Genomic DNA, 13,668 nt, shown 5'->3' on the forward strand with positions numbered 1-13,668 from the left:
GGAAAAGCGACCGGCGAGTGGATGAGATCGTTGAGCCGGTGGCGTGGATGATCCGCTCCCCTTCTCATGCGCGCAGTTCACGGAAAGCGGCAAGGCCGACGCCGGCTAGGACAACGGCGGCGGTGAGGTAGAACTAGAGGTTGCCGTCACGGAAGAGGCTGACACCCACTCCGAGCGCAATGCCATACAAAGCGAAATAGGCCACACCCGGCGCGCCGTGCCGTTGCGTAAGCCGCGTCAGGCGCTTAGAGTCGGCGGGACCCGCAGCACCACGCAGAGAGGGACTTCCATGACGAACGGCACCGCTCAGCCCGACAACACCGAGCCTGACGCCACAGAGCCTGTTGCCACAGACACCGGCACGGCCGGGGCAGCCACCAAGCACCCCACCGGCGTCGACGGCGGGAACCCGGCCCTCGACGACACGGGAAACCTCAAGGCCGCGGAGGTTGGCAAGCATGCCGAGCAGCCCGAGGATCCTCAGAACCTGGACCTTACACCGGAGGGACTGGCCGACGAGCCGGCCAAGCAGGAAGATCCCGACAGCCTGGCCGCGCCGGAGAACAGCTGACCGGCCCTCGCTACACCGTCTGGGCCTGGATCGCCGTGATGGCCACCGTGTTCACGATGTCCTCCACCGTGCAGCCGCGGGACAGGTCGTTGACCGGCTCGCGGAGCCCCTGCAGGACGGGCCCGACGGCCACCGCCCCGGAGGTCTGCTGCACCGCCTTGTACGTGTTGTTGCCGGTGTTCAGGTCCGGGAAGATGAACACGGTGGCCTGGCCGGCCACGGACGAGCCGGGCATCTTGGACGCGGCGATGGAGGCGTCCACGGCGGCGTCGTACTGGATGGGGCCCTCCACGGGCAGCCCCGGCCGGCGGTTCTTCACCAGCTCGGTGGCCAGCCGCACCTTCTCCACGGCCTCGCCCGAGCCGGAGCCGCCGCTGGAGTAGGACAGCATGGCCACCCGGGGCTCCACGCCGAACTGGGCCGCGGTTTCCGCCGAGGCGAGCGCGATGTCCGCCAGCTGTTCCTCGTTGGGGTCGGGGTTCACGGCGCAGTCGCCGTAGACCAGCACACGGTCCGGCATGAGCATGAGGAACACCGACGATACGATCTTCACGCCCTCGCGGGTCTTCACGAACTCCAGCGCCGGGCGGATGGTGTGGGCCGTGGTGTGCGCGGCGCCGGACACCATGCCGTCCACCACACCGAGCTGGACCATCATGGTGCCGAAGTAGCTGCCGTCCAGCATGACTTCCAGGGCCCGGGCCAGGTCCACGCCCTTGTGCGCCCGCAGCTCCGCGTACTTCTCCGCGAATCCCTGGCGCAGCTCCGAGGCGGCAGGATCCACGATGTTGATGCCGGACAGGTCGATGCCCCGGCTGGCGGCGAGCTCCCTGACGTCGGTTTCGCGGCCCAGCAGCGTGAGGTCGCAGACGTCACGGCGGTACAGGATCTCGGCGGCGCGGAGGATTCTGACGTCCGTGCCCTCCGGTAGCACGATGTGGCGGCGCTGGGACCGGGCCCGCTCGATGAGGTCGTGCAGGAACCGCAGCGGGGTCATGCGTTCGGCCCGGGGCAGGTGCAGCCGTTCAAGGATCTCAGCCTCATCCACCCGCCGGGACCACAGGCCCAGCGCCGAGGCCACCTTCCGGCGGTGCCCGCTCCAGATCTCGCTGCGAACCTCGGACACGCGGCGGGCCGTGGTGTAGGTGTCGTCCGTCGTGGCGAACACCGGGAACGGCGCCGACGCAAGCAGGGGGTAGATGTTGGCATCCGGGGCCAGGCCGCCGGTCAGGATCAGCCCGGACGGCACCGGGAATTCCGGGGAGAACGACGACGCCAGGCAGGCCACCATCACGTCCGCCCGGTCCCCCGGCACGATCACCAGCGCGCCGTCGTCGAGCACGTTCAGGAAGTTGCCCACGTTCATGGCGGCGACCTTGACGTCCCTGACGTCGCGCTCCATGTCCGCACGGCCGGCGATCTGCCGGATCCCTAGGGCGGCGCCCACTTCGCCGGTGGTGGGCCGGGCGATGTCATCGAGCTCCGGGAAGATATACACCGGCCGGCCGGACGCGCCGCGCTTTACGGCGGCAGCGATCGCGTCCACGGCCGCCGGATCCGCGCGGTTCACCATGATGGCCAACAGGGAGCAGTTCTCCGCCGCCAACTCCTTGCGGGCAACGTCGACGGCGGCCGCCGCCTCCGCGGCGCTCCGCCCCTTTGCGCCCACCACGGCAACCATGGGGGCAGCGAGATTGTTGGCGAGGCGTGCGTTGAGGTCGAATTCGACGGCGGCGTCGTGGCCTGTGAGGTCCGTCCCCTCCACGATGATCACGTCGCAATGCCGGCCCATCTCGGCGAAGATCTCCACGCAGCGGGCATCGATGTCCTCGCGCTTGCCCTCGGCGAGCAGGCCGCGGACTTCTGCGAAGGTCAGGCCGCCGCGGCAGCGCTGGTCGTCGAGGTTGAAGCGGGACTTCATGAGCGCCAGCATGGGATCCGCGCCGGGGTCGTCGCCGTGGACCACGGGCTTGAAGAAACCAATCCGGTCCGCGTGCCGGTGGAGCGTGTCCGCCAGGCCCAGCGCTATGAGCGACTTGCCCGAACCCGGGGTGGTCGCACTGACATAAATCCCTTTGGCCATGATCAAGTCCTCTGGTTGGAAGGTCCTGCGTGGGGCGTACTGCCTTCCATACTTTCACTTGTTCCCGCGCTTTCGGGAGCAGACAATGGTGTTGGTGGCCACATGGTGTTGATTGCCACGTCGGCGTGCACACGCCATTCAGGACCCCGGGCGGGCCAGCGCCGCGAGGCTCCTTCATAACCGGCGATTCCGAATGACAGTACTGCTGATGAACTCTCCTGGTTCCCGCGCTGCTCCCGCGTCCCTCATCAATCGGCATCCCGTGACGGCCTTCCTGGTCGTCGCCATCACGCTCTCTTGGGCCGCCCAGATAGGGTCCATCCTGCTGATCGGGAACATCCTCCCGGGAATCCTCGCGGAACTGCTGATCCTGCTGGGCACTGCCGTCCTCGTCACTGCAGCGGCTGACGGCAGGCCGGGCGTCCGCACCCTGTTCCGTCAGGCCCTCCGATGGCGGGTGCGTGCGGGATGGTACGTGGCGGCGCTGCTTGCCCTTCCCGCGCTGACCATGCTGATTGCCGCGGCCACCGGAACCTTCCACCAGCCCGCCGACGGCTGGGCGCCGCTGGTAGGCAGCTATCTGGTGAACACCGTGGTCACCGGGGCCTTCCTCGGCAATATCTGGGAGGAGCTGGCGTGGACTGGCGTGGTGCAGCGCCGGCTGATGGAGCGGCACGGACTGATCGTGTCCGCCCTGCTCACCGCCATCCCCTTCGCCCTCATTCATGTCCCCTTCGCCTTCGCCGAAAAGGGTTTCGCGGGCACCCCCTGGGCCGACGCGGCGGCCTACTGGGCGGTGCTGTTCCTGTTCGCCCCGTTCTTCCGCGCCCTGCTGGGCATGGCGTACGTGGGGACGGGTGGCAGCCTGCTGATAGTGGGGCTGCTGCACGCGTCCTTCAACGCCTCGGCGTCGGCCCAGCTGGACGTGTTCGACGGCGAATGGCAGCAGATTGCCGCCGTGGCCGTCCTGCTCGGGGTACCGGCGGCGCTGCGCGGCTTCCGTGGAAAGCGCCCCGCACAAGGCCCGCGCGAACGAACACTTCGGCCCCCGCCCGAGGCCGCGCGGAAGCCACCGGAGGAGGCCGGTCGTGGCTCACCTCCCGCAAGCTAACGGGCACGGACCGGCCCGGTTTGCCGGGCAGGCCTGGCGAGCATTGAACAGCCGGCGCTCCTGGCCAGCCCGCCGGCGGCTCAGGCTTTTCTTCGTGCTGGCCTTCGTCATTTCGTGGGGGGCGTGGCCGCTGACCCTGCTTAATCCCGAGAGCTCCCCGCTTGTCCCGTTCGGACCCGCGCTTGCGGCTGTCCTGGTGGCCGTCGCCTCCGGGGGAAAGGACGGCCTGCTGCGCCTCCTGCGGCGACTGGCGGGCTGGCGAGTGCCCGGGCGCTGGTACGTGGTGGCGCTGGGACTGCCGTGCCTGCTGGTGGTGGCCGCGGCAGCACTAACTGTGGCCGGCGGCGCGCCGATCCCGGGCTTTGCGCCGAATCCGGGCTGGTTCATGCTGATCGGCACCTTCGCGTCGACTCTGGTGATCGTGGGCCTCTTCGAGGAGCTGGGCTGGCGCGGCTACGCCCTTCCCCTGATGCAGCGGAACCACACCGCCCTCGCCGCAGCCCTACTCCTCGGCGCCGTGTGGGTGGCCTGGCATCTGCCGGAACTCGTGTCCGACCCCACCGGGCAGCGCCCGCCTCTTCCGTTTCTGCTCATGGTGATCGCCCAGTCCGTGCTGCTGACCTGGATCTACAACAGCACGTCCTCCAGCAAAACCCGTCTCACGACGGAGCCGGGCGACCCAGCCGGCCCTGGAGGCGTGCCGCTCTGCATGGTCTTCCATGCCGCGTTCAATACGTCCGGCGCGCTGGTGCTGCCGGCCCTGGCAGGTCCCCATTACCTCACGCTCTGGTGGACTCTGGCGCTGCTCCATGTCCTTGCCGCACTCGTGGTTATCGCCTATGCGGGGCCCTCCCGACTGGTCCGCACTCTTGACACGGAGGCCTCCCATGGGATTACCTAATGAACATTCGGTAAATAAAGCTGGAGGCAATGACGCATGGCTGGAACAACCATTTCCGGGCTAACCCACCCGGTTCTTGAAAACGACTACGCCTCTGAGTGGATGGGTATTGAGGTCCTTGCCCTGGGCGACGGTCATGCAACCATCCGCATGACGCTCCGGCAGGAAATGCTCAACGGCTTCGGCATGGCGCACGGCGGAATGATCTTCGCCTTCGCGGACTCCGCCTTTGCCCTCGCCTGCAACCCTGCCACCCCGGCCCCAAGCTCCGCTGGGACATCCGCCAACACAGTCGGCGCCGCAGCGGACAGCATCACTGTTGCGTCCGGCGTCGATATCAATTTCCTCAAGCCGGCATTCCAAGGCCAGGTGATCACCGCCGTCGCCGACCGCCGCTCCATCGCGGGCCGCAGCGGGCTGTACGACATCCAGATCTTCGCCGCCGATCCCGGCTCCCCACTGCCGGGCGAGCTCATTGCCGAGTTCCGCGGGCGCAGCCGCACCATCCCCAAGAAGAGGAATTAACCATGACCCTCCACGCCACTGAACCCAACGCCGCTTCTTCCACGGCCGCGGTGTCCGCAACTGACGCGGTCCTCGACCCCGAAGAGACCATGTCCCGGGACCAGATCGAAGCGCTCCAGCTCGGCCGCCTGCAGCACACGGTGGCGTACGCCTACGACCGCGTGCCGCTGTACAAGCGCAAGTTCGACGACGCCGGCATCCACCCCACGGACCTCCGTGAACTGTCAGACCTCGGCAACTTCCCCTTCACCACCAAGGAGGACCTGCGCCAGGAGTACCCGTTCGGCATGTTCGCCGTGCCGCAGAGCGAAGTGGCCCGCGTGCACGCAAGCTCGGGCACCACCGGCCGGCCCACCGTCGTCGGCTACACCAAGAAGGACCTGGCCGACTGGGCCAAGCTCGTGGCCCGCTGCCTCCGCGCCTCCGGCGTCCGGCCAGGCATGAAGGTCCACAATGCCTACGGCTACGGCCTGTTCACCGGCGGCCTCGGCGCGCATGCCGGCGCCGAAGCCCTCGGCTGCACCGTCATTCCGATGTCCGGCGGGCAGACCGAGCGCCAGATCCAGCTCATCCAGGACTTTGAGCCGGATGTCATCCTGGCCACGCCCACGTATCTGCTCACCATCGCGGACGCCATGGCGCACATGGGCATCGACCCCACCTCGACCTCACTGAAGTATGCCGTGCTCGGTGCGGAACCGTGGACCCAGGAGATGCGGCACGAACTGGAAGTCGCCATGAACATCAAGGCCTGTGACATCTACGGGCTCTCGGAGGTCATGGGCCCGGGCGTGGCCGGTGAATGCGTGGAGACGCAGGACGGCAGCCACATCTGGGAGGACCACTTCCGTCCGGAAATCATCGACCCCTTCAACCCCGCGCCCGGCAAGGAGAACGTACTTGGCGACGGCGAGCACGGCGAACTCGTCTTCACCTCGCTCACCAAGGAAGCGCTGCCGATCATCCGGTACCGCACCAAGGACCTCACCCGCCTGCTCCCCGGCACTGCCCGCCCGGGACACCGACGGATGGGCCGCATCACAGGCCGCAGCGACGACATGATCATCCTCCGCGGCGTGAACTTGTTCCCGTCCCAGATCGAGGAAATCGCCCTGCGCATCCCCGAGCTCAGCCCGCACTTCCAGCTCGAACTGACGCGCCCCGAGGGCCAGCGCATGGACCAGCTGACCGTGAAGATTGAGCGCCGCGACAACGTCACGACGGAGCAAAGCACGACTGCGGCCCGCGTCCTGCGCGAGCAGATCAAGATCCATGTGGGTTCTTCGTGCACGGTGGCCGTCGTGGATCCGGGTTCGCTGGAGCGTTCGAACGGCAAGCTGCGCCGGATTTACGACATGCGCCCGAAGGGGTGAGCCTACGGGCTGCCCCGGCTACCACGCATATCCGTCCCCGGCACCCGGGGCCCATCTGCTCGACGCGCCCCGGCCGAGCGGCTTGCCGCCGGCGGCATGCGGCCCTCAGGGTGTGATCTCCCAGCCGAACATCATGGCGTGGTCCTCGTGCGCCAGGTTGTGGCAGTGCGCCACGTACGGTCCCACGAAGTCCCGGAATCCCCGGTAGATGATCACCGACTCGCCAGGGTCAAGCGCTGTCAGGTCTTCCTTCGAGGCGTCATCGGGATGTCCTGGATCTACTGTGCGGCTCACGTCCTTGCCATTGCGTATGACGGTCCGGTGCTCCTCCATGTGCAGGTGGAACGGGTGCACCCAGCCACCGCCGCCATTGCGGACCTCCCAAAGGTTGAAGCTGCCCTTCTTTTGCTGGGCCAGGGGCGAACGGCCCGCCCTGTTCTTCAGGCTCGTCGCCACCCTTGCAGGGTCGAAGGGTTTGCCGTTGATGAGCCACTCGGTCTCCCCGCCCGCGCTGCCGCGCTTCACCTCGAAGATCAGCCGGTTGTCCAGCATGCTCTGCCAGTTGCTCGGCAACGGCGGAAGCGGACGGAGCGCTGTGGGGATCAGGCTGTCATCCGGCGCGGTATCGCCAATCACGAACTTGAGCACCGGCACTTTGTACTTCGGGTCGGGGAAGAACCGGGACGAGTTGGACCACATCCGCCCGTTGGGCATCTTCATGACGTTGGTCAGGTAGACGACGTCGCCCTTGGTGGTCGGCGTGCCGTCCTGGTACCTGGTGAAATCAACGATCACCTCGCGGCGCTTGGCGGGCCACAGTTCAAATGAGTCCCGCTTGAGCGGGAACGGCAGGAGTCCGCCGTCCGAGGCAATCTGGGTGAACTGCATGCACTGCTGGCCGTCCTCGATCCGGTACTGGCCCTGTAGCTCGTCATCCTCGTAGCCAAGCGACGCCGACGACTTGGGTCCCTTGGTCGAGCTCATCAGTTTGAACTCGTAGATCCGTGCAATGGAGGCGTCCAGGAACCGGAAACGGTACTTGCGCCGCTTCACTTCCATCACCGGGCTGGCCGTGCCGTTGACGGTGAAGATGTCGCCGACAAACCCGTGATTGGGGAAGTGCTTGTAGAAGGTCTTGCCCCACCACTCCGGGTGCTTCGCCGGGTTCTTCGCGGCCGGGAACTCGCCCTGCACATCGTGGATGTCCTTGTGGGTGGTCACGCCGTCGTCGAGCCGGCAGTCGTAGAAGGCCAGCGGGACGTCGTAGTCCACGTCGAAGGATCCGTCCGGGTTGTCCTTCCGGACGCCCGGTAGGCGCAGCCCCTTCCGCTCGTCCCCCATGTCCATGCCGTTCTTCGGGTCATAGATCGGGTACAGCCCCACCATGCCCTTGTAAACATTTGAACCTGTGTGGTCCATGCGGTGGTCGTGGAACCAGAAGAAACTCTGCTTCTCGCGGTCATCTCCACCGGCGGGCCAGTTCAGATACAGGTTGTCGACGAACATCTGCGGCCTGAAGCCTGGGTGCCTCGGCCCGGACACCATCGAGTAGTGCGGGTTGCCGTCGCTTTCCGGTGCCGTGTGGCCGTTGTGCAGGTGGGTCAGGAAGGACAAGTCCGGGGAACCGAAGTCCTGGCGGTCCAGGTTCAGCGGGTTCTCATCAAGGTGGTTCTCGAAGCGGACCAGGACCGGCCTGCCGTATTCCGCGTTGATCATGGGCCCGGGGAAGGTCCCGCTGAAGCTGTAGATCGTGCTGAGCGGCAAGGTCCGTTTCGTGCCCGCGGGGAAGGTCCTGCGGGATGAATCGAACGAGACCGTCGGGCGGCCGTCCGAGTCAATCGGCAGGACTTGGGAGGTGGTGAACGCGTGAGTCCGAACCAGCACGTCGATCTTGTAGACGATCGGGTCCGGCTCGCCGAATTGGCTCGGCCAGACCTGGTGCTGCTCATTGCCCAAGGAGTTCTGCTGGCCCGGTCCCGGTCCCGGCGGATTCCGCCAGGCGCTGAACACCGATTTCGGCACCGGGGCCAGCGCCTTCGGGATCGGCAGCGGGTCGCTGAACGGCGAGATGATCAGCGGGCTCGTGGGGAACTTTTCGATGTAGAAAATTACGTCACCAAGCGCTGTGGACGTGGCGGCGAAGGCGCCGTCAGCCGAAAGCAGCCCCCTCCGGGCCAGCAGCGGACTGGCCCAGGCCTGTGCGGCCACGAGTGCCGCTCCGGCTCCTCCGGCGGCACCTAAGCGGAGAAGTGCGCGGCGTGCGAGCCCGCGGGTGTTTGCAGATTCTTCAGACATGGTCTGCGCCTCCTTGGCGTGGGGGCGCAACCCAACTCAGCCGCCCCGGTCGTCATGTGTGGTTACGAGACCGAATCTTGACCACCAGGACCTCCTTGTCCTCTGTGGATCAGCTTTTCTGCGGCGATTCCCCTGGCGACAACTGTGGGTTTGCAACCTTGCGAAAAGCTGGTGCTCTTTTGGTGCAGACCCTCCGATCTGGCGGTCTGCCGATCGGCCGAACTCGGGACCCGCGCGAACATGCGGGTTGGCCAGCGCATTTTGTTTTCGCCCGTGCTTGGATTACCGAACGTTCATGAGAAAATAGCCGGTATGCCCAGTACAGCAGCACCCACAAAGCGCGGCCGCCCCGGATACGACCAGCAATCAGTGCTGCTGATCGCCGTCGACGTCTTCAACCGTCACGGCTACGATGCCACGTCCATGGGCATCCTCGCCGAGAACCTGGGCATCTCAAAGTCCGCAATCTACCACCACGTGCCGTCCAAGGGCGATCTCCTGAAACTCGCCCTGGACCACGCCCTCGGCGGCCTCGAGGCCATCCTGGACGAACCGGGGGCCACTTCGGGCGCCGCCGATGCGCGCCTGGAGTTCGTGCTGCGCCAGACCATTGCCGTCCTGGTGGACCGCCTGCCGTTCGTCACGCTGCTGCTCCGGCTGCGCGGCAACACGGACATCGAGCGGAACGCAATGGAACGCCGGCGGGCCTTTGACCACAAAGTGGCTGGCTTGATTTCCGCGGCCCGGGACGAGGGATCGCTGCGCCAGGACATCGATCCCCGCACCGTGACCCGGCTGCTGTTCGGCACTATTAACTCGATCGTGGAATGGTACAAGCCGGGCGGCTCGCTTTCGCCGGAAAAGCTCGCCGACGACGTCATCACCATGGTGTTCGACGGCCTCCACGCCAAGGCCTGACGCAGGGCAACGAAATAGCCGTTGACGCCGGCTCGCCGCCGCGCCCACGCTAAAGGCATGGCCACCAAGGTATCCGAAGTCCTCTTCGCCGTCTTTCCCGAGTTGCGCTACCAGCCCACCACCAAGAGGGTCCGCGCGGGCATTGACGGAAGTCCCGTCGTCGACACCCAGGACGCGCTCCTGGTGTGGGAGCCGAAGCGCGTCACCCCGGTGTATGCCGTTCCGGAGAAGGACCTCCTGGCCAGGCTCCGGCGCCCCGAATCGGAGGACGGCACCGTCGAGGAACACCCGTTTGCCTGGTCATCCAGCGGGCAGACAGGGCTGGATCCGCGGACAGGGTTCCGGCGGCACACCACCCCGGGTGAGGAGCTGGACGTCATAGCATCGGCGTACATACTCCCCCGCGCCGCTTTCCGCCCGTCCGATGCCGACCTGGACGGCTACGTGGTGCTGGATTTTGCGGCATTCCACTGGCTGGAGGACCAAGAGGAAATTATCGGCCACCCGCGCGACCCCTTCCACCGGGTGGATATACGGGCCACGCTCCGGCGCGTGGAAATATCGCTCGACGGCGTGAAACTCGCCGACACGGTCGGCGCCCAGCTGCTGTATGAAACCATGCTGCCGGTCCGCTACTACCTCCCGCCAGCGGACGTCCGGCTGGACCTGCTGGATGCTAGCTCGCACAGGACTGTCTGCCCGTACAAGGGTGAGGCGAAGTACTGGAGCTTCCCGGAGTCGGACCGCGGCCGGAACGTGGCCTGGGCCTACGATTCACGGTTTATCGACGCCAGCCAGATCCACGGACTGGTCTGCTTCTTCAACGAGCGCGTGGATGTTGCCGTCGATGGCGAACTGCAGGAGCACCCCGTCACGCCCTGGTCCTGAACCCCAACCCTCTCTCACTTCCTGCGCCCAAAAACCGAACCCTCCCTCGCATCCTGCGCCCAAAAACCGAACCCTCCCTCACTGGGTGAGGAAGGGTTCGGAAAAGCTGCGAACGGTGCGGGGGAACGGTCAGAGCTGGTATTCAGCCTGGGTGCCGAGCCTCTCGTGAACGCAGAGGATGTTGTTTTCGGTGTCCATGAACCAGGCGCACTTCTCGGCGTCTGTTGAACAGATATGGTTCTCGGTCTTGAGATCCGGGAGGTCATAGTCCTGGAACCGAACGCCCTTGGACTCCATGTCCTGGACGGTCCGTTCAATGTCACTAACCTCGAAACTCAAGGTGGTGTGATCAGAGTGTTTGCCGTCTCTGACCTCCATCAGCTGCAGCATCGGGCCGCCTTCGCTGCCGAACAATTCGCTTCCGTCATCTGCCAAGCCGCGATGAGGGAGTCCGAGTGTTTCCGCGTAGAAACGACGGGCGCGCTCTCTGTCATCGACGGGCAGGACGGTTGTGGCTGTGTTTAGTACTAGGGTCATTTCGCCACCTCCTACGGAGGACATTTTACGCCCGGCTGCCCGCGAAAGATCTCACGAAAACCCGGCGGGAACCGCTCCAGACGGCCTAAACGCTCTCTCACTTCCCGCAGCCCAAACCGGACGCTCTCTCACTTCCCGCAGCCCAACGCCCACGCTCTCTCACTTGGGTGAGAGAGCGTCCGGGAAAAACCGACACGACGTGAGAGAGCGTCCGGGAAAAACCGGCGCTACTTCTCCACCGGCCTACTTCTCCACGAGGGTGAGGACGTCGTAGGTGGCCACGATTTCGTCGTTCTGGTTGGTCAGGACGGCGTCCCAGGCCACCTCGCCGTATTCGTCGGTCTCGCGAGGCGTGATCTTCTTGGCCGTGAGTGTGACGCGGATGGAGTCCCCGGCGGCCACGGGCGTGATGAAGCGCAGGTTCTCCAAGCCGTAGTTGGCCAGCACCGGGCCCGGCGCGGGCTCCACGAACAGCCCCGCGGCCCAGCTCAGCAGCAGGTAGCCGTGCGCCACGATGCCCGGGAAGAACGGGTTGGCTTCCGCGGCCTCCTGGTTGGTGTGGGCGTAGAAAGTATCGCCCGTGGAATTCGCGAAGGCCGTGATGTCCTCCAGCGAAACGTGGCGCAGCCCGGAGCGGACGGCGTCGCCGATCCGCAGGGTTTCAAGCGACTTGCGGAAAGGGTGCGTGCCCTCCGTTTCAACGGTGAAGTTGCGGTCCGCTCCGGTGTGCCAGACGCCCGTCACGGCGGTCAGCATGTTGGGCGAGCCTTGGATGGCGGTGCGCTGCATGTGGTGCATCACGGAGCGGATGCCGCCCAGTTCCTCGCCACCGCCGGCGCGGCCCGGCCCGCCGTGCACCAGATGCGGCACGGGAGAGCCGTGACCCGTGGAGCTGCGCGCGTCCTCACGGTTCAGCATCAGCACACGGCCGTGGTGGGCCGCGATGCCAGTGACCAGTTCCCGGGCCACAGCCGGATCATTGGTGCAGACCGAGGCGACGAGGGAGCCGCCGCCGCGGGCGGCGAGCCGGACGGCGTCGGGAAGGTCCTTGTACCCGATCACAGACGCAACCGGGCCGAACGCCTCCAGCGAGTGGACCTGTTCCGCCTCGGCATCGGCCCAGCTGAGCACCACCGGGGACATGAAGGCACCGCTGTCGACGACGCCCGTGGCACCATCAGCGCTGGTGACCGACGGCGAATCGAGAGTTCCGTACGCAAGCTCACCGCCGGCGTCAAGCATGGACTGCACAGCGGCGCGGACGTCCCCGAGCTGCTCCAGCGAGGCGAGCGCGCCCATCGTGACACCTTCGGCGCGCGGGTCCCCGAGCACGACGCGCTGATCGACACGGGCGCCGATGGCGGAAATGACGGCGGGCACCAGCTCCTGCGGGACGATGGCGCGGCGGATCGAGGTGCACTTCTGGCCGGCCTTGACGGTCATTTCGGTGACGACGGACTTGACGAAGGCGTCGAACTCCGGGGTTCCTTCGACGGCGTCGGTGCCGAGGATGGCAGCGTTGAGGGAGTCGGTCTCGGAGGTGAAGCGGACACCGCCCTCGACCACGTTCCGGTGTGACTTCAGGGACTGGGCGGTGGATGCGGAGCCGGTGAAGGCCACGAGGTCGCGGTAGTCCAACACGTCCAGCAGTCCGCGGACCGAGCCTGAGATGAGCTGCAGCGAGCCCTTGGGCAGGATGTTGGATTCGATGATCGCCTTCACCACGGCCGCGGCGACGTAGCCGGTGGGGGTGGCGGGCTTGACGATGGTGGGTACGCCGGCGATGAACGCGGGGGCGAGCTTTTCCAGCATGCCCCACACAGGGAAGTTGAAAGCGTTGATCTGGACGGCGACGCCCGGAATCCGCGTGTAGATGTGCTCCCCCGCGAACGAGCCGTCCTTGGACAGCACCTCCATGGGTCCGTCCACCACAACCTGCGAGTTGGGGAGTTCGCGCCGGCCCTTGGAGCCGAAGGTGAACAGCACGCCGATTCCGCCGTCGATGTCGATCATCGAGTCGATCTTGGTAGCGCCGGTCTGCGCGGAGAACGTGTAGAAGTGCTCGCGGCGGGCATTCAGGTACTGCGCGAGCTCCTTGAGCTTGAGAGCCCGCTGGTGGAAGGTCAGCTTGCCGAGTTCCGTCTGGCCGGTGGTGCGTCCGTAATCCACGACGGAGGCCAAGTCCAGTCCGTCCGTGCTCACCTTCGCTAGGATTTCCCCGGTGCTGGCGTCACGCACGGGGACAGCGGAAGCTGCCGAACCGGCGTCGGGAGTCCACCAGGAGTCCTGCACAAAACTGGGGACGGTCTCTACTGTGTCCAGGGTGGCCTCAGGAGCGGTAGCGGTTGTGGTCATCGTTGACGGGTCCTTCCAACGCGGAACAAACAAATCCGGGCAATCCGGCAATCCGGCCAGCGCATTACTGACCGTCCGTTCGGTAATATGTCTACAGTACATGAATGTGCC

Annotated in this window: 11 protein-coding genes; 7 read left to right on the forward strand and 4 right to left on the reverse strand. The window is 66.1% G+C overall.

The genetic code is table 11. The features are described from left to right. The first annotated feature begins 289 nt into the window (after positions 1-289). A complete protein-coding gene (locus AC1D14_RS13830) occupies positions 290-571 on the forward strand; it encodes a hypothetical protein (RefSeq protein WP_230119470.1) in 282 nt (93 codons plus the stop codon). A 10-nt stretch (positions 572-581) separates the two neighbouring features. On the opposite strand, the gene pta is transcribed toward AC1D14_RS13830, so the two are convergent. Continuing rightward, entirely contained in the window at positions 582-2,654 is a 2,073-nt protein-coding gene (pta, locus tag AC1D14_RS13835) for a phosphate acetyltransferase (RefSeq protein ID WP_230119471.1), read from the reverse strand. Positions 2,655-2,847: 193 nt separating this feature from the next. Here pta and AC1D14_RS13840 point away from each other — a divergent pair, with 193 nt between their 5' ends. The 4 genes from AC1D14_RS13840 to paaK are packed head-to-tail and all read left to right on the forward strand — an operon-like array spanning position 2,848 to position 6,564. After that, a complete protein-coding gene (locus tag AC1D14_RS13840) occupies positions 2,848-3,765 on the forward strand; it encodes a lysostaphin resistance A-like protein (protein ID WP_476968648.1) in 918 nt (305 codons plus the stop codon). Next, positions 3,743-4,666: a CPBP family intramembrane glutamic endopeptidase gene (locus AC1D14_RS13845; RefSeq protein WP_230119473.1), complete on the forward strand. Its 924-nt coding sequence runs from the start codon at positions 3,743-3,745 to the stop codon at positions 4,664-4,666. The genes AC1D14_RS13840 and AC1D14_RS13845 overlap by 23 nt, the downstream gene beginning before the upstream one ends. A 36-nt stretch (positions 4,667-4,702) precedes the next feature. Continuing rightward, positions 4,703-5,191 carry a hotdog fold thioesterase gene (locus AC1D14_RS13850; protein WP_230119474.1) on the forward strand — a complete coding sequence of 163 codons (489 nt, stop codon included), beginning with the start codon at positions 4,703-4,705 and terminating at the stop codon, positions 5,189-5,191. 2 nt (positions 5,192-5,193) lie between these two features. Further along, a complete protein-coding gene (paaK, locus tag AC1D14_RS13855; RefSeq protein ID WP_230119475.1) occupies positions 5,194-6,564 on the forward strand; it encodes a phenylacetate--CoA ligase PaaK in 1,371 nt (456 codons plus the stop codon). A 105-nt stretch (positions 6,565-6,669) separates the two neighbouring features. On the opposite strand, the gene AC1D14_RS13860 is transcribed toward paaK, so the two are convergent. Further along, positions 6,670-8,859, reverse strand: a complete 2,190-nt coding sequence (locus tag AC1D14_RS13860) for a multicopper oxidase family protein (protein ID WP_476968649.1) — start codon at positions 8,857-8,859, stop codon at positions 6,670-6,672. A gap of 312 nt (positions 8,860-9,171) precedes the next feature. Between AC1D14_RS13860 and AC1D14_RS13865 the strand changes: the two genes are divergently transcribed. Then, complete coding sequence (locus tag AC1D14_RS13865) at positions 9,172-9,777, forward strand: TetR/AcrR family transcriptional regulator (protein ID WP_230119477.1); 606 nt, start codon at positions 9,172-9,174, stop codon at positions 9,775-9,777. A gap of 57 nt (positions 9,778-9,834) precedes the next feature. Further along, positions 9,835-10,665 carry a DUF427 domain-containing protein gene (locus AC1D14_RS13870; RefSeq protein WP_230119478.1) on the forward strand — a complete coding sequence of 277 codons (831 nt, stop codon included), beginning with the start codon at positions 9,835-9,837 and terminating at the stop codon, positions 10,663-10,665. 129 nt (positions 10,666-10,794) lie between these two features. On the opposite strand, the gene AC1D14_RS13875 is transcribed toward AC1D14_RS13870, so the two are convergent. Next, a complete protein-coding gene (locus tag AC1D14_RS13875; protein ID WP_230119479.1) occupies positions 10,795-11,202 on the reverse strand; it encodes a VOC family protein in 408 nt (135 codons plus the stop codon). A gap of 243 nt (positions 11,203-11,445) precedes the next feature. Next, complete coding sequence (gene paaZ, locus AC1D14_RS13880) at positions 11,446-13,557, reverse strand: phenylacetic acid degradation bifunctional protein PaaZ (protein ID WP_230119480.1); 2,112 nt, start codon at positions 13,555-13,557, stop codon at positions 11,446-11,448. Positions 13,558-13,668 lie beyond the last annotated feature (111 nt).

The sequence above is a fragment of the Arthrobacter sp. P1_B11 genome (assembly GCF_056406715.1).